The sequence below is a fragment of the Peribacillus sp. NPDC097197 genome, assembly GCF_050278025.1.
GTDB lineage: Bacteria > Bacillota > Bacilli > Bacillales > DSM-1321 > Peribacillus.
Map to the genome: position 1 here is coordinate 17,498 of NZ_JBNNST010000007.1, position 18,378 is coordinate 35,875.

The following is an 18,378-nucleotide window of genomic DNA, read 5'->3' on the forward strand; positions in this document are numbered from 1 at the left end:
TACCAGAATCTTCGGTTATTTTCGCCCAATTTCCTAGGTTGTCATACAACGGTGAAAAAGCTGTGATAGAATGAACGTATAATGTGAAGCGTTCGTTAAGGAGATGTCACTATGCGTGCTTACGGGGGATACCTGGTGTTGATCGGAATAGGGGTATTGGTTGCGGTTTATATCGCCTTTCAATCGTTCTTTACAAGCTTTGGGTTCGATTTGCCCATAGATGAGGAACAGGTTGGAATGGAGGATCAAATCGTGATTAAGTTCAGTCATGTGGTGGCTGAGAATACACCCAAGGGTTTGGCGGCAAGCCGGTTTGCGGCCCTTGTGGACGAATATACCGATCACCGTGTCAAAATTGAGGTGTATCCGAATCAATCGTTGTATAGTGATCGCGAAGAAATAGAGGCATTACAAGAAAATAAGGTGCAGATGATTGCACCGACCACTTCTAAAATTACGAACATATCGGAAAAATGGATGCTTTTGGACCTTCCTTATATCTTTCCCACGGATGCTGCCCTCAAAGAAGCGCTGAATGGGGAAGTGGGAGAAGAACTTCTGAATCATTTAGCTGAGGTAAATATCGAGGGTCTTGCCTTTTGGTCCAATAACTTTAAACAAATGACAAGCAATGAGCCCATCCGCCGTCCTGAAGACTTGTCCGGGAAAAACTTCCGGATCATGCCGAGTCCTGTGCTTGAGAGTCAATTCGAACACTTTGGCGCGTCAACCTCCAAGTTGGAGTTTAATGACACATTCAAAAGTCTGGAAATCAAGAAGACGGATAGCCAGGAAAATACGATCTCCAATATCTATTCCAAGAAGCTATATGACGTGCAAAAATATTTAACCATAAGTGACCATGGCTATTTAGGGTATGTCGTCATGATGAATCAATCCTTTTGGGAAGACCTTCCTCCGGATATCCAACAGCAAATCACGCGGGCGATGGATGATACAACATCTTGGCTTTGGGACAAGGCGAAGGAAATGAACCAAGCCCAGCTACAAGCCATTGAAGAGAAATCCACGATTGAAGTCTATACCTTATCCGATAAAGAGAGAAAGCTGTGGATGAAAGAAATGACAAGCATCTATCCTGAATTCGAGCCAGTCATCGGAAAAGACTTGATGGAGAAGATGGAAAGAATACGCGAGAAATATATCGAGTGAAAAAAACCGGACTCAAATCCAATCTTTGAGTCCGGTTTCTTATGAACTTACAAATCCTCAGCGGGTTTGAAGGTGCGGCATCCAGTTTGATGGCTTGTGTGAGCACGTTCTTCGGAATAGTGCTCGATTTTAATCATATCAGCGGAACAACGATTGCCGTGCTTCCAAAACGTACAGCTGTCAACAGCACATTTTACATCCTGAGCCATATGAATTCCTCCTCCTTTAATGGTACATCTATAGCTTTGAACAAAGGAAGGGCATTTACACTGGATTAAAAATGGAAAAGAGGCGAACCATGTGGGTTCGCCTCCTGATATGTTTAGTGTAATGCCGTTTGTAGGGTCTTGATGTTATTTTCCATGAGGCTGAAGTAATCCTCACCGGCTTCGATGTCTTTATCTGTCAGAACGGAAAGATTGTGGAACTCGAGTGCTTCCGCCCCCATTTCCTTCTGGATGATTTCGGTCAGCTTGGAACTGATATTCTGTTCGAAGATGACGTAATGAAGGTCTTCATCTTTAGCCATGGAGACGATGCCAGCCAGCTGTTTTTGCGACGGTTCATTTGACGAGGTAAGTCCGGTTACCCCGATTTGTTCAAGGCCGTAGCGATCTTCCCAATACCCATAAGCAGAATGGGAAACAATCACTTTATTCGTACGACCGGCCTTGATTGTTTTCGCGAACTGCTTGTCGAGTGCCTTCAATTTATCTGAAAGCTCGTTAAAACGCAATGTGAAGTAGCTTTCCTGTTCCGGCATCTGCTTCGTTAACTCGTCTTTCACGGTTTCGGCCATCTGAATGGAGTAAATGGGGTCAAGCCATAGATGTGGGTTGACGCTGCCATGATCATGGCCATCGTCATCGGTTTCTCCATGATCGTGTTCCTCATCATGTTCATCTACTGAAACGGTTTCACCTATAGCGACCGTAGTTACGCCTTCACCCTTTAAGATCGGTTCAGCTTTTGTGACAAAACCCTCTAAATTATATCCGATATAGAAAAATAGGTCTGAGTTCGCCATGCCTACAATATCCTTTTGGGAGGGATCGAAGGTATGCTCATCTGTACCCGGAGGATAAACCGTTTCAACGTTCACAAATTCGCCCCCAATGGTTTCCGTGAAATATTCCAGAGGATAAACGGTCGTGTATATATCCAGCACATCTTTATCTTCCTTCTGCTTTCCTTCAGACTTGCCGCAACCTGTAAGGGCCAATGCTGCAATGAGTGAAAGAGAAAGTAATAATTTTCTTTTCATGAAAAAATTCTCCTTTTTAAATAATTCGTATTGATTACGATTTAAAATGTATGGTTTTGAAAACGAAATGATTACGATTTGACTATAGTATAATACATAAAATCGTTCCGAAAAGCAAGGTTTTTTTGACTCGTTCCTTCTTATTATCGTTTTTTCTTTTTTTCTGGAACAAGGTCAATACCACCTGGATGGAACGGATGGCATTTAAGAATCCTGATGATGGCTAGCCAGCTTCCTTTGATCGGACCGAAACGGTTCACGGCCTCTAAACCGTAATGAGAACAGGTAGGGTAAAAACGGCAAGTTGGCGGTTTTAATGGAGAAACCACGATCTGATAAAAACGTATGATGCCCATGATCATTTTTTTCAGCAAGGCACTTTCATCTCTTTTCGAATAAATTCACTATCGTTTATTATACCATATTTCTTTTGTTTTCTAGAAGGTTAATAAAGGATGTGAGAAAGGATTTTAGGCCTGTTCAGCCAATTGCCATAAATTTAAAAGGGTGAAATATATTGTGTTTCAAGGTAAAATAGAAGAGACATACAATTAAGGAGTGAATAAAATGCCTTCAGTTGAAAGCTTTGAATTAGATCATAATGCTGTTAAAGCCCCCTATGTAAGACATTGCGGTGTCCATAAGGTCGGAACAGATGGTGTTGTTAATAAATTTGATATCCGTTTCTGCCAGCCGAACAAGCAAGCGATGAAGCCGGATACGATCCACACTTTGGAACATTTGCTCGCGTTCAACATCCGTAAGCATTCCGAGCAGTACGATCATTTTGATATCATCGATATTTCGCCAATGGGTTGCCAAACAGGATATTACCTGGTTGTGAGTGGTGAGCCGACCGTGACGGAAATCATCGACGTTTTGGAAGATACGTTCAAGGATGCACTACAAATCACGGAAATTCCAGCTGCTAATGAAAAGCAATGCGGCCAAGCAAAATTGCATGATCTTGAAGGAGCTAAGAAATTGATGAATTTCTGGTTATCACAAGATAAAGCGGACCTTCATAAAGTATTCGGTTAAACTCTAAAAAAATCCTGTCTTTTCCAAGACAGGATTTTTTTTATTTATCTTGGTCTTTTTCCTCTTCTTCGTTTTTTGGCAGCGGGTCAATTGGATCGACAGTATGCTTGTAGCTATAGCCTTTACCGATCGTCAGGACGGATAGCCCTAGTACAATCAAGATGACTATGATGGATATCACTAAAACCGTAAACATATTGACAGCTCCTTTGGGACAAATTATATATTCATTTTAGCATAAGAATTGAAGCGATAAAGGTTTCAATTTTTGTGGAGAGGGAACTATATAGGTATAACCAACTAACGGAGGTAGATATTATGACTCAGAAAAAATTAGGTAAATTAGTAAACAAAGAAATTGCAAACTTCAATGTCCTTTATACAAAAATCCACAATTTCCACTGGTTCGTAAATGGACCTCACTTCTTTGAACTTCACCAAAAACTAGAAGAATTATACACAGAAATCGGTACAGACATGGACGAGCTAGCTGAACGACTTTTAGCCATCGGAGAAAAACCGGTCGCTACGCTTAAAGAATATTTAGAATTGACGACTCTTGAAGAAGCGACAGGTAAAGAAAATACAGAAGATATGGTACAAAGCGTCATCACCGATTTCGAAAAACTTTCTACGGAATTCCTAGAAATCATCGAAGCCGCTGAAGAGGAAGATCCAGTAACAGCCGATATGCTTACTAGCATGAAGAAAAGCTTGAACAAACATGCTTGGATGCTACGTGCTTATTTAGGAAACTAAGCTTAGAATGAGATGGGTTCTACTTCGGTAGGGCCTTTTTTTTGTTTCTAGACTATTTCGTCAAATCACTTTTCATGTCGTCTGTCTCGGCTTTCATTCGTGGTGCTCTTGCTACACGCCGGGTCGCTGCCACACAAAGCACCACAGCTATATTCACAGCTATGAGTGTGGGACCAATCTCCTCATGCAGAAAGACAGCTGCAAGCAACAGCCCGAAAAATGGTTGAAGGAGCTGCAGCTGCCCAACCGCCGCTATACCACCCTGAGCGAGACCACGGTACCAGAAGATGAAGCCGATGAGCATGCTGAATAAAGATACATAAGCAAGGCTCAATAGTGAAGGTCCACCAATGTCGTCCCACGAATCCGGGGATAGATAGACGGAAAGTGGAAGCATTAGGGGAAGGGATAGAACGAGAGCCCAACAGATCACCTGCCAGTCCCCTAGCTTCCGTGAGAGTCGAGCGCCTTCAGCATAACCAAGACCACATATGATGATCGAGGCCACCATGTAAACGTCGCCGATTGGGGAAGCTTCCCCATCTTGGATGAGGGCATACCCTGCAACCAGGAAGCTACCAGCAGCAGAAAATATCCAGAAGGAGGGACGTGGGCGTTCCCCACCCCGAATCACCCCAAATATAGCCGTCGAGAGCGGAAGTAGACCAATGAAGATGATAGCATGTGCCGATGTGACAGATTGCAGGGCCAAGGCAGTCAGCAGTGGGAAACCAACCACGACACCAACCGCTACGATCATAAGAGGGACGATATCCGTTCTTTCAGGACGTGACTGCCGGAAGAGAAGAAGAAGGGCTCCTGCCAATACACCTGCTATCGCCGCGCGGCACAAGGTAAGGAACACTGGATCGAAATCCGCTACAGCTAAGCGAGTCGCAGGCAGTGAGCCGCTAAAAATCACTACGCCAATAAAACCGTTCACCCAACCATTTGATGTTTTCTTCATTACAATCACTCCCAATCATATTTCTCCAACATCCTTTTTTATCTGCGTCTTATTCCTTTTAATGGATTACAATGAATATAAACAGAAAATGGTTCTTAATAAACAGCCAGTTTCTTTAAATAAAACAATGCCAGTTAGGAGGGATCATCGAAGTGGATATCACATTTTTTTTAAATCGAAACCACGATACGCCCCTTTATCAACAGCTCTATCAGCTTTTCAAGAAAGAGATGCAGGAAGGGCATCTTCAAAACGGGATGAAACTTCCTTCCAAAAGGGTGCTCGCGTCTCAGCTTTCAATCAGCCACACGACAGTCGAGCGTACCTATGATCAGCTTGCGGCTGAAGGGTACATTGTGAGCAAGCCGAGAAGTGGCTGGTATGTGGATTATAGTGAATCCGATTTTGTACATATGGCAAACGACTCTTCCATTAAGCCCAAAGTAAAGGAGAATGAACAATGGATTGATTTTCATTATGGCCATGTGGATTCAACTCACTTTCCTTTTTCTTCTTGGCGAAGAAGTATGGTCAGTAGCTTAGATCAATATGGTCAACAGCTTTATCGGCCAGGGAATATATTGGGGGAACCTGTGTTGAGAGAGCTTATTGCCGAACACTTATATCATTCACGCGGTGTTCATTGTCAACCTGAACAGGTCATTTTAGGGGCGGGTAATCCTATACTGTTGCAGATCTTATGCCAAGTCTTTGGGCGGGATATTTCCATAGGGTATGAGGATCCGGGCTTTCCGAGAGCGAGGAGGATCTTTGAAATCAATTCTATGAAGATTCTCCCTATGCCAGTGGATGAAGAGGGAATCTGTATGCAGGGAATCCGAAATAAAAATCCATCTCTTGTGTATGTAACGCCTTCTCATCAATTTCCACTCGGCACCACCATGACGATCAACAGAAGAAGGCAGCTCCTTAAATGGGCAGCGGATAATCAATCTTATATCATTGAGGACGATTATGAGGGGGAGTATAGATACAGCGGACAGCCGATTCCTTCTTTGCAAGGGATTGACCAGCATAACCGGGTCATTTATATGGGCACTTTCTCTAAATCCCTTCTCCCCTCGTTGCGCATCAGCTATATGGTTCTTCCTGCACCTCTATTAGAAAAAGGTACCGAAATCACTTCCTTGTATAAACAAACGGTATCCTGTCACATTCAGTTTACGCTTGCTGAATTTATCAAAAGGGGTGAATGGCAAAAACACATCAACAGAATGAGAAAGCTGTATCAAAAAAAGAGAGAGATGGTATTAGAGACCATCCAAAACGAATTAGGAAGACATGTGAAGATTCGGGGAGGAGACTCAGGACTGCATATCTTGCTTGACGTGGACTCACGGTTTAATGAAGGAGAGCTTATTGAGAGAGCAAAAATGCATGGCGTGAAAATCTATCCCGCTTCACTGTTTTATACAAAGCAACCTCCGACCACCACTGTCTTAATAGGGTTCGCAGGGGTATCAGAAGAAGAGATACAAGTGGGCATAAAGAAATTGAAAGGAGCCTGGGATCTAGAAGAAGATAAGTTGAAGTAGGGAGACTGAGGAAATTAGGAGGGTCTTCGATGGAACGTAATATTCGGTTATTAACAGATACGGATTTAGAGGAAGCAGCAAAACTGTTCACCAGAGTGTGAAGACTTCTTACAAACGCTTGTTGGACATAAGCAGGACTCCTGGATACATAGGAATCGGTTATTATACTTCCGAGGAACAATTAATTGGATTTTTAGTTGGAAATGAAGGGCAATGGGCTGATAACAAGAGCTACTATATAAACGAGATTTGTGTGTGTGGTAGCATTCAACAAACAGCTATTGGCACAAACTTGTTAAACTATTTGACGGAAATCTTAGCAGAGAAAAAAGTTGATTCGGCCTATTTATCGACTGAGAGAGGCGAAGGAAAACCGGAGATGTTTTTCACGAAAAATGGTTATACGACAAGTGAGTCTAGAGTGTTAATGACGATGAAGATATGTTGAATCGAAATGATCGAATTTTTTTAAGAGAGAATCTACAATCAAAATGATAGCAAATTATCTAAATAGACATTTTAATCGTTATATAACACTTTTTCAGCTCTATTTGTTTCAATAATGAAGATTATCAAAAAAAGGGGCTGTCCAAAAAGGGGGGAGCCCGAATTGAAAAAAGTGAAGAGGCATAAACGTTGATGTAACAACATTTATGCCTCTTCACTTTGTCGTCCGTTTCCTTCCTAGTATAGTTCCAGCTTTAGTTGTTCTCTGCTATGTATATCTAAAAAAAAGAATCGAAATAACATCAAAAAAGGACCAATATGTTCACATAATGGTCCTTACCGAAGACCTGAGCAATGTACAGGTATAACGTTTTTTTATAAGAACTCTTGTTTTTGTATGCCTTCCTTCAGAAATAAAAAAGGAAGGCATACAAAAACCTAATATCCAAGCTTAGACAAAGTATTAAATGAACTGATTTTTTTTGTAAAGCTTTTATTCACATTTTCTTTACTCAAATTGCTGACTGTGAAATACCTACAAGAAAATATCTTTCGTTTTTTGTACATTTGCAAACCATTGAGCATGTATATCGTTATGGTGATTGATAATTTGAGAAGCGTTTAAAATGTTAGAGTCGTATGTGCTATGACCATCCTCTGCAAGAATCACTTCATAACCTAGGCTATATGCACGACGACAAGTAGCATCTACACAAACTTCCGATTGAATCCCTGTTATAATAATTCGACTGATTTTTTTGTTTACTAATTGTTGCTGAAGATCCGTTTGTTGGAAGGAATCAGGAAAATCTTTTTCAATGATAACGTCCTCTTTAAAAAGAGGGATCGACGGATGAACTTCCCATCCACGATTTCCTTTCTGATTAAGGGTCCCCGCTTTACCATTGTGTTTCGTGAAAAAAATGGGGATCTGCTCAATACGGGCTTTTGAAATGAGAAATTGAATATTGTTTAATAATTCATCTCCTTTATATATCAGTTTTTCCTTCAAAAATGATCCTATCTGAAGATCAATTATAAGTAATGCCGTGTTTTTTTCCGTGTTCATAAACATCCCCGCTCATTCTGGATTGTTCCTTTCTAATGCTTTTTTAAAATGAGGTAATATTCTATCTAGTTTCCCCTAAATCAAGAGTTTATCCCTAAGATGATTAGCCTATTAAAACCGGAAAAATTAGAGGAAGTACAAGCCGTTGTATGACAATTTTTAGCGAACTTCGGCAATAAATAAGGGTAACCCTTTTAACAGACAACAAAAAGAAAGGCGTCCCAAGATGCGGGACGCCTAATATGGTATGTAATTAATGTATATTCCTTGGTGAAAAGTGAGTAGGTTTCGTATCATTTAAACTATTTTGTGCGAATTTTCCTTTTAACGTTTCAATAATGTAAAGGCCCATAAGATCGGTTAGTTCTTGGTCATCCATCTCTTGAAGCAATTCAAAAATTTCCTTGCGGTCCAATTGTTCCAGGACAGCAAAGGTTAGCATATCAATGTCTTCTTCATCACCAGTCAATTTATTACGGTACATGTTGTACAATTCTTCAATCAACTTCATAACTTTCACCTCACATTTCTTGAAAATCCGTTATCTCTTTATATGTAGGTTATCAAAAAAACCTCATGATGCATATAAAAATCTGTAGGATGCTTGGGCTTATTATATGTTTTACCCTTTGAAAGATACTTTAATCTATTATTTAACATCTTTCCCATTTGTGCAAACAAATTTTTCCATCGTATGAAGGTGGAATCTGGTGAGAAAATAAGCGTAGGAGTTAGGGAAAGGATGATGATGAATGGAAGAAACCAGGAAAAAGTATTACGTATACATCCCAAACGGGCAAATCACGCAGGACCGGGAAAGTTCTCCATGGAATTTTGAAATCGAGGCAACGGATAATGAAATCATCCAGCTTCGGGAATTGTTCGATTACAATTATTCTGTAGGGGAAGATAATTTTTATCGTGCCCACGTACCGTATTTACAATATCATTATGACCGTGAAAACGATGAACAGGATGTCACGCTTCAAAAGATTTATGAAATGATCTATATGCTAGGAACAGAAGAAGGCAAGCGGCATATCGAAAGCATGGGTATTCTGCAGGCAAAGCGGACAGATGATGGCCTCGAATATTAGAGGTCATCTTTTTTGCTACATTCCCATTTTTTTATCTTATAATAAGTATAACGCAAATGGAGAGAAATGGGTGAAATAAGGATTGGTTGTGGGAAATATGAAAAGCTTTATAGACGAAAATGGATATATGGTCGAGTTTTCACATGATGAGGCTTTCGGGGATGCCTATCATGTTTTTGTAATATGCCGATATAACGGCAAGTGGGTATTGACGAAACACCGGAAGCGGGGGTTGGAATTTCCAGGTGGCAAGCGGGAGGATGGAGAAACGATTGAAGAGGCAGCCAAGCGTGAAGTGTATGAAGAAACAGGCGGATTGGTGAACGAGTTGATTTTTTTAGGGCAATACAAGGTCCATGATCCCATAAAACCGTTCATCAAATCCATCTACTTCGCCGAGCTAGGTGGTCTGGAAAGCAAAAAGGACTATCTGGAGACGGACGGACCGCTCCTTTTGGCTAAGCTGCCGGACGTCCCAGGGAAGGAGTACAGTTTTATCATGAAAGACGAAATCCTGCCGCTTAGCCTGAAACGGCTTAAAGACATGATGGAAGGATGACAAAGAGACAGTCAGCAGGCTGTTTTTTTACATAAAAAAACTGCCGATTTACGATCAGCAGCTAGGTCAGTCCTTGATCAATTTTCGTTCAAGCAGTTCGACAAGCTGGTACATGATAGTTGCGAAGACAGCGATGATCATCAAGGCAAGCATCACGAGGGTGAAATTGAAGACTTGGAATCCATAGATGATTAGGTAGCCGAGCCCTTTTGCGGAAACAAGGAATTCTCCGACGATGACACCCACCCATGAGAGTCCCACGTTCACTTTCAAGGTGGAGATGATGGTTGGAAAGGAAGCGGGTAATATGGCTTCCCGGAACGACTGTAACCGTGTGGCACCAAATGTTTGAAGGACTTTCAGGTAGTTTGGGTCGACTTCCCGAAATGCGGTATAGACGACAATCGTGGTGATGATGATGGAAATGATCGCTCCCATGGAAATAATCGAAGGGAAGCCGGGACCGAATGCGACGATGATGATGGGACCAAGGGCCACTTTTGGCATCGCATTTAAAATGACGAGATAGGGATCAAGGATATTGGATAGTCTAGGAGACCACCAAAGTACGGAAGCGAGCACCGTCCCAAGCAGTGTTCCGATAAGAAAGCCGAGTACGGTTTCGAATAGCGTCACGCCCGAATGGGAGAGCAGGGAACCATCAGCCACTTTCGTTAAAAATAACTGCCAGACTTTCGAAGGGGAACTGAAGATGAGCGGATCGATCCATTTCATCCGTGAAAACAACTCCCACCCACTGAAAAAGACGATGAAAATGAGGAGCTGATAAACACGGACCAGCTTTTTTTCTTTTTTCAACGAGGCTTTATATTGGCCATGAAGCTGTTCAATATTCAAGACTTTCAAGCTCCTTCCAAATTGTTTGGAATAACGCGGTGTACTCTGGATGATTACGGGCATGGAAAGGTGTCAGTTCACGCAGTTCCATGGGCACATCGAATGTCTTATGGATTTTACCCGGTTTCGCAGCGAACAAATAGATCCGGTCACTCATCGCAATCGCTTCACCGATATCATGGGTCACAAGGACAGCAGTCTTTCCGAATGATTTCAGTGTTTCCGATACAAGGTCCTCGAGTTTCAGTTTCGTTTGATAATCCAGGGCAGAAAATGGTTCATCAAGAAGCAGGATCTTCGGGTCAACGGCGAGAGTCCGGGCCAGGGCGGCACGTTGCCTCATTCCACCAGAGAGTTCGCGTGGATACGACTTTTCAGATCCGGCCAACCCCACCTCATTCAATAACTTCAACGCTTTGACCCGTTCTAATCCTTCATTTTTCTTCAATAGACGTAACCCCAACGTAACATTTTCATCTATCGTCTTCCATGGAAAGAGGTAATCCTGTTGAAGCATATAGCCAATCGGAAAATCATGATCCGTCCCAAGCGGTTCGTTTTCGAGCAGGATTTTCCCAGAAGTGGGTGGAAACAGTCCGGCGATGATGGAAAGCAGGGTCGTTTTCCCGCAACCGCTCGGGCCAAGAAAAGAGACGAATTCACCTTTTTCAATATCGAGAGAAATGCCCCCAAGTGCGGTTTGGGCCGCCTGATTTGAAAAATACGTGTGGTGAATGTCTTCGATCGTCAAAAATCCCATGAGACATCCTCCTTACTCTGTACCTTATTTGGTGACTTCTTTTGCAAAGTCCGTATTGACAAGCTCATCATGGCTGATGCGTGTAGGCAATTCACCGGCTTCGTCCATGATATCCTGCAAGTTATTCCATTCTTCTTCATCCAGAATCGGATCCGGTGCAAAGGAACCTTGCTCCTTGTAACGGTCGATAACGGTCTCCATCGTCTCAACGTCGATATCATCGAAGAATGGTTGGATCACTTTGGCGACTTCTGCTGCATCATTTTCCTGCACCCAATCCTGTGCCTTCTTCAAGGCTCGAGTAAATTTCTCTACGGTCTCTTTATCGTCCTTCAGATAACTTTCCTTGGCCATAAAGGTGGTATAGGGAAGATGACCGGACTCTGCACCAAAGGAAGCGACAATATGGCCCTTGCCTTCTTTCTCGAACACACTGGCAGTCGGTTCGAACAATTGGACGAAATCACCTGTACCGGATGCGAAGGCAATGGATAACAAGATACATACTTTTTTGAGGATCATGGTATGGGAAGATTAGTGAATCTATTTTTATGGTCTATGTCATGATTTCCAGTTTGGCGGAATAAATAGAGGGGGAGAGTTTTGAGTTAAAATGAATAAAAAAACCTTCAATCCTTTTCAGATTGAAGGTTATCGAATATTAATTATAGGCTTTTTCTTTTTTTTTGTGTAAACCAAGTACCTCTGCTGTAGAAGCATGAACTTCTTCAAGAACGTCTGGGTTATCTTTCAAGGAAATGCCGTAAGACGGAATCATTTCTTTAAGTTTCGGTTCCCATTCTTGCTTCTGTTCAGGGAAGCATTTGTCGATGATTTGAAGCATAACATGAACGGCTGTTGAAGCACCTGGTGATGCACCCAATAACGCGGCAATCGAACCGTCAGCCCCTGTAATGACTTCCGTACCAAATTGAAGCGTTCCTTTTCCTTTATCCGTATCCTTGATAACTTGAACACGTTGTCCAGCTACGACCAAATCCCAATCTTCAACTTTAGCGTTAGGGATGAACTCACGTAATTCTTCAACGCGTTGTTCTTTCGATAACATAAGTTGTTGAACCAGATATTTAGTCAAAGGCAATTCTTTTGCGCCTGCTGATAACATTGTCAAGACATTATTCGGTTTGACGGAAGTGATTAAATCAAACATGGAACCAGTTTTCAGGAACTTCGGTGAGAAGCCGGCAAACGGTCCGAATAGCAATGATTTTTTATTATCGATGAATCGTGTGTCAAGATGCGGCACAGACATTGGTGGCGCACCAACTTTAGCTTTTCCGTATACTTTGGCATGATGTTGCTCGATGATTTCTGGATTATTACATACCATGAAGATCCCGCTGACAGGGAATCCACCAATATGCTTTCCTTCAGGGATACCGGATTTTTGCAGTAAGTGCAAGCTTCCGCCCCCGCCGCCGATGAAGACGAATTTAGCATTATGGCGTTCAACATTACCCTTGGCGTTACGAACTTTCAATTCCCAAGAACCGTCGTTAGCCCGTTTAATGTTATCAACAGAATGTTTATATTTAATATCTACATTTTTATTTTCTAAGTGGTCAAATAACATACGCGACAAGGCACCAAAGTTAACATCTGTTCCAGAGTCGATTTTAGTGGCCGCAATGCGGTCATTCGATGGACGGTTTTCCATGATAAGTGGAATCCATTCCATCAATTTTGCAGGGTCTTCAGAAAATTCCATCCCTTGGAATAGTGGGCTTTCTGATAGCGCTTTAAAACGTTTCTTTAAGAACGCAATATTTTCTTCCCCTTGAACCATACTCATATGTGGCAATGACGTGATGAAGTCTTGCGGATTATTTATCAGCTTGTTCTTTACAAGATAAGACCAAAACTGAGTTGAAAGTTGAAATTGTTCGTTAATTTTAATGGCTTTGCTAATATCAATAGAACCATCTGGTTTTTCAGTTGTGTAATTAAGTTCACACAGTGCTGCATGACCTGTCCCCGCATTATTCCACTCGTTAGAGCTTTCTTCCCCCGCGCTTTCAAGCTTTTCGAACACCTTGATATCCCATTCCGGTACTAGTTCTTTTAGCATTGTCCCCAAAGTCGCGCTCATGATCCCGGCACCAATTAAGATGACGTCTGTTTTGATTTCTCCGTTGCTCATCATTACCATCCTTATACCCTAAAATTTGCAGAAAGGATGTAGGTGGTCCTGCTTAGGCGTCACAATAAGCCAAGGCGTGACCTGGTCACACATCATTCCTGTCTTTATTATAAGCATATCATACTGTATTGCTTTTTTTAATAGATTAAAATAGCCAATAATACTATATCGTTAAAATATAGATGATGTGAAGTAGTGAACGTAAATTATATCGCTGCTTTGGTTATGAGCATAAACCCAATACCAATAGGTAAAACCAATGAAACATGACCTACCTTATACATTATCTCCATTATATCTTAAAAACACTCTCAGAAAAAGTTTATCAAATTGGATTTTCCACCCGTATTTCTTATAGAAGGAAAGTAATGGAGAACGTAAATAAAGACGAAATATGGAAGTATTGTTTGATAAATCCGGTCGATATTTATTTTACACCTTTTAATGAAAAGAATGCATATTAAATGTAAAAAAAGAGCATTTTAATTATTTGGTTTGCTACTCGATTATCGATAAAGTTCAATAATCTGGTTGGCAATGTATTCGGAACTGAAATGAACGCCATCTTTAAGCCACCACATGATGACACCCAAGATGGAGGAGGCGAGAATATCCATGGATAATGCTACTTCCTTTGTCCGGTCCCTTACACGTTTTATGGCAATGGAGTCCTTTAAGATCATATGCAATTTTTTCTTGAACCCCGGGTGGGCAAAAAGCACGGCAAAAAGCTTTCGGTGTTTATAAAAGTAATCCAAAAACGTAATTAATTGCTCTTCATGATTCAAATTATCAATTTGCAGGATGGGTGACAATTCCGACGATAAGTCGTCGAAAATATCATAGACCAACTGTTTTAATAAATCATTAATATCGACAAAGTGTAAATAAAAAGTTGCACGATTCAGCTCTGCGCGGTCCGATATCTTTTGTACGGTAAGCTTCGATATATCAGGGTTTTCCATCAGTATATCTGTGACGGCCTTTTTAATCATTCGCTTAGAGCGAAGGGCACGGGGATCCTGCTTTTTTTGTGTCGACAACGTAAACCTCCTTCATCTATTATCTCGAACTTCTTCAATATTTTTTAAAAATCTGTTGTTTAATTAACACTTCATAACAAATTGTGAATAGGCATCCAAATAAATGAATGATACCATCTATTTTATTGACAAGGTGTTAAAAAAGCAAATGAAGTGAGGGGTAATATGTCGGAACCAATCAATAAAAAGGTATTATTAACCGTGTTGATTTTAGGGTGTTTTTTATCCACCTTAAATCAAACCCTGTTAAACGTGGCGCTAAGTAACTTAATGGAGGTATTTTCTGTATCTGCTACAACCGTACAGTGGATATCCACTGGGTTCATGTTGGTGAATGGGGTGTTAATCCCGATTACGGCCTATTTAATGAAACGTTTTTCTACACGGCAATTATTTTTAAGTTCGATGCTGTTTTTATTAATGGGCTCCATTTTGTGCGCGGTAGCACCGAATTTCGCGATCTTACTGATGGGTCGTATGATTCAGGCCGTGGGGGCGGGAATTATTATGCCATTGCTAATGAGCGTAGTCATGTTTATTTTCCCTCCTGAAAAAAGAGGAAGCATGATGGGGTTGATGGGACTGGCGATCATATTCGCTCCAGCCATTGCACCGACATTGGCCGGTTTTGTTATTGAATATTATTCATGGCGCTGGTTATTTATCGGGATCATTCCATTTGTCGTGATCGTCATAGTATTAGCGATGAAATATTTAATCAATGTTTCGGAAACAGAAAAGGTGAAGTTGGATGTAGCGAGTGTTGTTCTATCAACCATGGGATTTGGTCTTATTCTATATGGCTTCAGTAATGCGGGGAGCCATGGGTGGGATGATAAGGTTGTCATAATGACCATCCTTGTAGGAATCGTGACGATAGCGATTTTCTGTATGAGACAAATTAAATCTTCTGATCCGTTTCTTAACTTATCGGTTTTTAAGAATAAAGTATTTACGCTAACTTCCTTCATTAACATCTTCGTTACGATGATGATGTATGCGGATATGATCTTATTGCCGATCTATTTACAAAATGGTCGAGGATTCACTGCATTTGACGCCGGTTTATTATTATTACCGGGTGCTGTCATCAATGCCTTGATGTCTCCGGTCACGGGAAAATTGTTTGACCGCTTAGGCGCGAAACCGGTATTTATCATCGGTTTGATTTTCATCATCCCGTCCATGTGGGTGGTTACAGATTTAACTGAATCGACGACCTTCGTCTTTTTGATGGTGCGGACCATTTTCCTTCGAATAGGATTGAGTTTTATTACGATGCCATTGAACACGGCCGGTTTGAATGCCTTACCGAAAACACTAGTGACACATGGCACAGCCGTGAATAATACCGTTCGCCAAATTGCAGGGGCAATTGGAACGGCTATCGTCGTTACCGTGTTTACGGCACAAACGACAAAGCATGGGGAAACATTGCTGGGGGATACACCAAATGCTACAGCTGAATCCATCCGCGCACTAGCTTCGATCTTGGGTTCGAGTGATGCCTATTATTTCATGACCATCCTAGCGATTATCGCATTCGTGTTAACCCTGTTCGTTCCGTCTAAAGCAAAGATTAAACAACCATCATAATTGGTCAGCCAGTACTTTCGGGTACTGGCTTTTTTCTATCCTTATGAATCTCATTCTGCCCCAGTATTCTACGGGTAGTGATTAGAAGACTATTAATACTATCATCGTGACGGCCATAGATTATAGGAATCCATGGCAACGGGGTGATGGCGATGACAGAGGAAGCAAATGGAGGGGAAGGGAAACTGATTGTATGGGACACAACGGAATACCAGCACAGAACAGATGAAGAATACGATCATTTGTTGGAGATCTCCGATTATAAGGTGAAGGTGACTTTGAAATTCGCTAAGAGTGAGGCGAGGAACGAGGTGGCGAGAAAAGGGCTTAAAGCGTTTTTTAGGGGGATATGGTTTTGAAGCACCGTTTTAATGAGGGTTTTATTTTAACCGAATGAAACAGGGAAAAAGGGGTGTGAAAATGAAACGGGTTTGGTGCCTGTATCGAGTATCCACCATGAAGCAGATGGCTACGGATGATGATATTCCCATTCAAAAAAACGCATGCCAAGAATTCGTGAAAAATAGGCCGGATTGGCGCATCACTCATGAAGTAATAGAAAAAGGGGTTTCGGGCTGGTCGAAGAAAGCGGACGAAAGGGATGCCCTGAATACGATTAAACAAGGGGCCCTGGACAAGGAATTGGATGTTCTTTTGGTGTTCATGTTTGACCGATTAGGGAGGCGGGAGGATGAAACGCCTTTAATCGTCAATTTCCTGAATCAAAATGCCGTAGAGGTCTGGTCCACGCAAGAAGGAAAGCGGAACACGGAAACACATATCGACAAGCTGTTGAACTATATCAGTTTCTGGCAATCCGACGGGGAAAGCCAGAAAACTTCTATGAGGGTTCGAGAAGCTAAAAAGCAGCTAAGTGAGCAAGGCTATTTTCAAGGTGGGGCCGCCCCGATTGGTTATAGAATCCTCGAAACAGACCGGGTGCATTGGAAGAACAAAGACAGGCACCTGAAAGAGTTGGCGGTGGATGAGGAAGAGTCGGCCATGATAAAGCTGGTCTTCAGTTTATACGTGGACCGACACATGGGGTATCGAAAAATTGTTGATTACTTGAACAACAAAGGCTATCGAAATAGGGACGGGAACATATATGGGGTAAGTACCATTCAGCGCATCTTGGCCAACCCGATTTATATCGGGAACAAACGCTATAAAGGCTTTAATGGGGAAGACGGAAATACACAGCCATATAATGAGAAGTTACGAATTATTCCGGATGAAGTATTCAAGGAAGCGGAGCGGATCAGGAGTGCAAGGAGCACTAAATTATACCAACAAGACAAGGAAGGCATCCCATTGGCAGGGAAGCTGATGTTTTCGGGGTTGGCCTATTGCCAGTATTGTGGGGCAAAGTTGAGTGGCAACTACTTGTATCGCAAAAGTAAGGGGAAGGAGGATCACTCCGCCAAAGTTATGTATCGCTATAGGTGCCCGCTCAATAAAGGCAGGATGAATGGCGAACATGTAAGCAGCACATGGGAAGGCAGAAAATACGATGCCATCGTGATGAAAAGGGTGAAGGCGGTTCTGTCTCAACTGGATATGGGCTCCTACTTCGATCTCTCCTCTCACAAGGCATCACATCTAGCCCAGCTTGAGCGGAACCTAAAGCAGCTGGAGAAGGAACATCAGGTTCTGACGAAGCAATTGGCTAAGCTACATGGTGAAATCATCAAATCATTGGGGGGAGATAGTGCATTCACCCCGGACCAACTGTCGGGTGCCATGGGAAGTGTAGAGAAAAAGTTAACAGAAAATACAGCACGTATGACAGGATTGAAAGCAAATATCGAAAAGGAAAAAGAAGCCTCATCAAGGCATGTCGATCTAGCTGACCAGTGGGAGAGTGAATTCGATCAGGCGGACAATGATTTGAAAAAGGCTATGCTTTCCAGGGTTGTGGATAAAGTGGTTTTTGGAAAAAATGAAGTCCAGATTACGTTCAATTTAGCTCTTCGGGAATGTTTACATGAAAATACGGAGGAACTTCCTGATAGCGAGGCGCCTTGA

Annotated in this window: 21 protein-coding genes and 1 pseudogene; 10 read left to right on the forward strand and 12 right to left on the reverse strand. The window is 41.9% G+C overall.

Annotated features, from left to right (window positions below; genetic code table 11):
* Positions 1–111: 111 nt before the first annotated feature.
* Positions 112–1,173 (forward strand): DctP family TRAP transporter solute-binding subunit, encoded by a 1,062-nt coding sequence (locus tag ACQKL6_RS10880; protein ID WP_427651062.1) that lies wholly within the window; start codon positions 112–114, stop codon positions 1,171–1,173.
* A gap of 47 nt (positions 1,174–1,220) precedes the next feature.
* Here ACQKL6_RS10880 and ACQKL6_RS10885 read toward each other — a convergent pair whose 3' ends face one another.
* The 3 genes from ACQKL6_RS10885 to yidD all read right to left on the reverse strand — a co-directional run bounded on the left by ACQKL6_RS10885 (position 1,221) and on the right by yidD (position 2,799).
* Positions 1,221–1,382 (reverse strand): DUF1540 domain-containing protein, encoded by a 162-nt coding sequence (locus ACQKL6_RS10885; protein WP_402875188.1) that lies wholly within the window; start codon positions 1,380–1,382, stop codon positions 1,221–1,223.
* Between the two features lie 113 nt (positions 1,383–1,495).
* Positions 1,496–2,437 (reverse strand): metal ABC transporter solute-binding protein, Zn/Mn family, encoded by a 942-nt coding sequence (locus ACQKL6_RS10890; RefSeq protein WP_427651063.1) that lies wholly within the window; start codon positions 2,435–2,437, stop codon positions 1,496–1,498.
* A 143-nt stretch (positions 2,438–2,580) separates the two neighbouring features.
* Positions 2,581–2,799, reverse strand: a complete 219-nt coding sequence (gene yidD / locus ACQKL6_RS10895; protein WP_427651157.1) for a membrane protein insertion efficiency factor YidD — start codon at positions 2,797–2,799, stop codon at positions 2,581–2,583.
* Positions 2,800–3,004: 205 nt separating this feature from the next.
* Between yidD and ACQKL6_RS10900 the strand changes: the two genes are divergently transcribed.
* A complete protein-coding gene (locus tag ACQKL6_RS10900) occupies positions 3,005–3,478 on the forward strand; it encodes an S-ribosylhomocysteine lyase (RefSeq protein ID WP_402957008.1) in 474 nt (157 codons plus the stop codon).
* Between the two features lie 40 nt (positions 3,479–3,518).
* Here the strand turns inward: ACQKL6_RS10900 and ytzI are convergent, their stop codons facing one another.
* Entirely contained in the window at positions 3,519–3,674 is a 156-nt protein-coding gene (gene ytzI / locus ACQKL6_RS10905; RefSeq protein ID WP_402875181.1) for a YtzI protein, read from the reverse strand.
* A gap of 122 nt (positions 3,675–3,796) precedes the next feature.
* Between ytzI and ACQKL6_RS10910 the strand changes: the two genes are divergently transcribed.
* Positions 3,797–4,237: a Dps family protein gene (locus ACQKL6_RS10910; protein ID WP_402875179.1), complete on the forward strand. Its 441-nt coding sequence runs from the start codon at positions 3,797–3,799 to the stop codon at positions 4,235–4,237.
* 52 nt (positions 4,238–4,289) lie between these two features.
* Here the strand turns inward: ACQKL6_RS10910 and ACQKL6_RS10915 are convergent, their stop codons facing one another.
* Positions 4,290–5,204 carry a DMT family transporter gene (locus tag ACQKL6_RS10915; protein ID WP_427651064.1) on the reverse strand — a complete coding sequence of 305 codons (915 nt, stop codon included), beginning with the start codon at positions 5,202–5,204 and terminating at the stop codon, positions 4,290–4,292.
* Positions 5,205–5,356: 152 nt separating this feature from the next.
* On the opposite strand from ACQKL6_RS10915, the gene ACQKL6_RS10920 reads away from it, so the two are divergent.
* Positions 5,357–6,760 carry a PLP-dependent aminotransferase family protein gene (locus tag ACQKL6_RS10920; protein ID WP_427651065.1) on the forward strand — a complete coding sequence of 468 codons (1,404 nt, stop codon included), beginning with the start codon at positions 5,357–5,359 and terminating at the stop codon, positions 6,758–6,760.
* A gap of 97 nt (positions 6,761–6,857) precedes the next feature.
* On the forward strand, positions 6,858–7,208 hold the full coding sequence (locus tag ACQKL6_RS10925) for a GNAT family N-acetyltransferase (protein ID WP_427651066.1): 351 nt from the start codon (positions 6,858–6,860) through the stop codon (positions 7,206–7,208).
* Positions 7,209–7,742: 534 nt separating this feature from the next.
* On the opposite strand, the gene ACQKL6_RS10930 is transcribed toward ACQKL6_RS10925, so the two are convergent.
* Both ACQKL6_RS10930 and ACQKL6_RS10935 read right to left on the reverse strand, forming a co-directional pair.
* A complete protein-coding gene (locus tag ACQKL6_RS10930; RefSeq protein ID WP_427590957.1) occupies positions 7,743–8,276 on the reverse strand; it encodes an isochorismatase family protein in 534 nt (177 codons plus the stop codon).
* Between the two features lie 253 nt (positions 8,277–8,529).
* Positions 8,530–8,787 (reverse strand): DUF6154 family protein, encoded by a 258-nt coding sequence (locus ACQKL6_RS10935; protein ID WP_402875161.1) that lies wholly within the window; start codon positions 8,785–8,787, stop codon positions 8,530–8,532.
* A 241-nt stretch (positions 8,788–9,028) separates the two neighbouring features.
* Here ACQKL6_RS10935 and ACQKL6_RS10940 point away from each other — a divergent pair, with 241 nt between their 5' ends.
* Entirely contained in the window at positions 9,029–9,373 is a 345-nt protein-coding gene (locus ACQKL6_RS10940) for a hydrolase (RefSeq protein ID WP_402875159.1), read from the forward strand.
* Between the two features lie 97 nt (positions 9,374–9,470).
* Positions 9,471–9,932: an RNA deprotection pyrophosphohydrolase gene (gene ytkD / locus ACQKL6_RS10945; protein WP_427651067.1), complete on the forward strand. Its 462-nt coding sequence runs from the start codon at positions 9,471–9,473 to the stop codon at positions 9,930–9,932.
* 66 nt (positions 9,933–9,998) lie between these two features.
* Here ytkD and ACQKL6_RS10950 read toward each other — a convergent pair whose 3' ends face one another.
* The 5 genes and pseudogenes from ACQKL6_RS10950 to ACQKL6_RS10970 all read right to left on the reverse strand — a co-directional run bounded on the left by ACQKL6_RS10950 (position 9,999) and on the right by ACQKL6_RS10970 (position 14,754).
* Positions 9,999–10,790, reverse strand: a complete 792-nt coding sequence (locus ACQKL6_RS10950) for an ABC transporter permease (protein ID WP_402875150.1) — start codon at positions 10,788–10,790, stop codon at positions 9,999–10,001.
* Positions 10,780–11,550, reverse strand: coding sequence for an ABC transporter ATP-binding protein (locus tag ACQKL6_RS10955; RefSeq protein ID WP_402957022.1), 771 nt, complete (start codon positions 11,548–11,550; stop codon positions 10,780–10,782). Before ACQKL6_RS10955 ends, ACQKL6_RS10950 begins: the two co-directional genes overlap by 11 nt.
* Before the next feature lie 24 nt (positions 11,551–11,574).
* Positions 11,575–12,036 (reverse strand): annotated as a pseudogene (locus ACQKL6_RS10960) (ABC transporter substrate-binding protein); the annotation flags it as partial.
* A 175-nt stretch (positions 12,037–12,211) separates the two neighbouring features.
* On the reverse strand, positions 12,212–13,711 hold the full coding sequence (locus tag ACQKL6_RS10965; protein ID WP_427651068.1) for a malate:quinone oxidoreductase: 1,500 nt from the start codon (positions 13,709–13,711) through the stop codon (positions 12,212–12,214).
* 506 nt (positions 13,712–14,217) lie between these two features.
* A complete protein-coding gene (locus tag ACQKL6_RS10970; protein ID WP_402957024.1) occupies positions 14,218–14,754 on the reverse strand; it encodes a TetR/AcrR family transcriptional regulator in 537 nt (178 codons plus the stop codon).
* A gap of 165 nt (positions 14,755–14,919) precedes the next feature.
* Between ACQKL6_RS10970 and ACQKL6_RS10975 the strand changes: the two genes are divergently transcribed.
* From ACQKL6_RS10975 to ACQKL6_RS10985, 3 genes are all read left to right on the forward strand, one after another.
* Complete coding sequence (locus ACQKL6_RS10975; protein ID WP_427651069.1) at positions 14,920–16,350, forward strand: DHA2 family efflux MFS transporter permease subunit; 1,431 nt, start codon at positions 14,920–14,922, stop codon at positions 16,348–16,350.
* A 152-nt stretch (positions 16,351–16,502) separates the two neighbouring features.
* The gene (locus ACQKL6_RS10980; RefSeq protein ID WP_427590953.1) at positions 16,503–16,709 is read left to right on the forward strand and encodes a hypothetical protein; all 207 of its coding nucleotides are present in this window, start codon (positions 16,503–16,505) and stop codon (positions 16,707–16,709) included.
* Between the two features lie 61 nt (positions 16,710–16,770).
* Positions 16,771–18,378: a recombinase family protein gene (locus ACQKL6_RS10985; protein WP_427651070.1), complete on the forward strand. Its 1,608-nt coding sequence runs from the start codon at positions 16,771–16,773 to the stop codon at positions 18,376–18,378.

Excerpts from the sequence above, each read along its gene's own strand:
- ACQKL6_RS10900 (WP_402957008.1), top strand. The coding sequence starts at position 3,005 with ATGCCTTCAGTTGAAAGCTTTGAATTAGATCATAATGCTGTTAAAGCC.
- ACQKL6_RS10955 (WP_402957022.1), bottom strand. The coding sequence starts at position 11,550 with ATGGGATTTTTGACGATCGAAGACATTCACCACACGTATTTTTCAAAT.
- ytkD (WP_427651067.1), top strand. The coding sequence starts at position 9,471 with ATGAAAAGCTTTATAGACGAAAATGGATATATGGTCGAGTTTTCACAT.
- ACQKL6_RS10935 (WP_402875161.1), bottom strand. The coding sequence starts at position 8,787 with ATGAAGTTGATTGAAGAATTGTACAACATGTACCGTAATAAATTGACT.
- ACQKL6_RS10885 (WP_402875188.1), bottom strand. The coding sequence starts at position 1,382 with ATGGCTCAGGATGTAAAATGTGCTGTTGACAGCTGTACGTTTTGGAAG.
- ACQKL6_RS10915 (WP_427651064.1), bottom strand. The coding sequence starts at position 5,204 with ATGAAGAAAACATCAAATGGTTGGGTGAACGGTTTTATTGGCGTAGTG.
- ACQKL6_RS10910 (WP_402875179.1), top strand. The coding sequence starts at position 3,797 with ATGACTCAGAAAAAATTAGGTAAATTAGTAAACAAAGAAATTGCAAAC.
- ytzI (WP_402875181.1), bottom strand. The coding sequence starts at position 3,674 with ATGTTTACGGTTTTAGTGATATCCATCATAGTCATCTTGATTGTACTA.
- ACQKL6_RS10890 (WP_427651063.1), bottom strand. The coding sequence starts at position 2,437 with ATGAAAAGAAAATTATTACTTTCTCTTTCACTCATTGCAGCATTGGCC.
- ACQKL6_RS10965 (WP_427651068.1), bottom strand. The coding sequence starts at position 13,711 with ATGAGCAACGGAGAAATCAAAACAGACGTCATCTTAATTGGTGCCGGG.
- ACQKL6_RS10975 (WP_427651069.1), top strand. The coding sequence starts at position 14,920 with ATGTCGGAACCAATCAATAAAAAGGTATTATTAACCGTGTTGATTTTA.
- ACQKL6_RS10930 (WP_427590957.1), bottom strand. The coding sequence starts at position 8,276 with ATGAACACGGAAAAAAACACGGCATTACTTATAATTGATCTTCAGATA.
- ACQKL6_RS10880 (WP_427651062.1), top strand. The coding sequence starts at position 112 with ATGCGTGCTTACGGGGGATACCTGGTGTTGATCGGAATAGGGGTATTG.
- ACQKL6_RS10985 (WP_427651070.1), top strand. The coding sequence starts at position 16,771 with ATGAAACGGGTTTGGTGCCTGTATCGAGTATCCACCATGAAGCAGATG.
- ACQKL6_RS10940 (WP_402875159.1), top strand. The coding sequence starts at position 9,029 with ATGGAAGAAACCAGGAAAAAGTATTACGTATACATCCCAAACGGGCAA.
- ACQKL6_RS10980 (WP_427590953.1), top strand. The coding sequence starts at position 16,503 with ATGACAGAGGAAGCAAATGGAGGGGAAGGGAAACTGATTGTATGGGAC.
- yidD (WP_427651157.1), bottom strand. The coding sequence starts at position 2,799 with ATGATCATGGGCATCATACGTTTTTATCAGATCGTGGTTTCTCCATTA.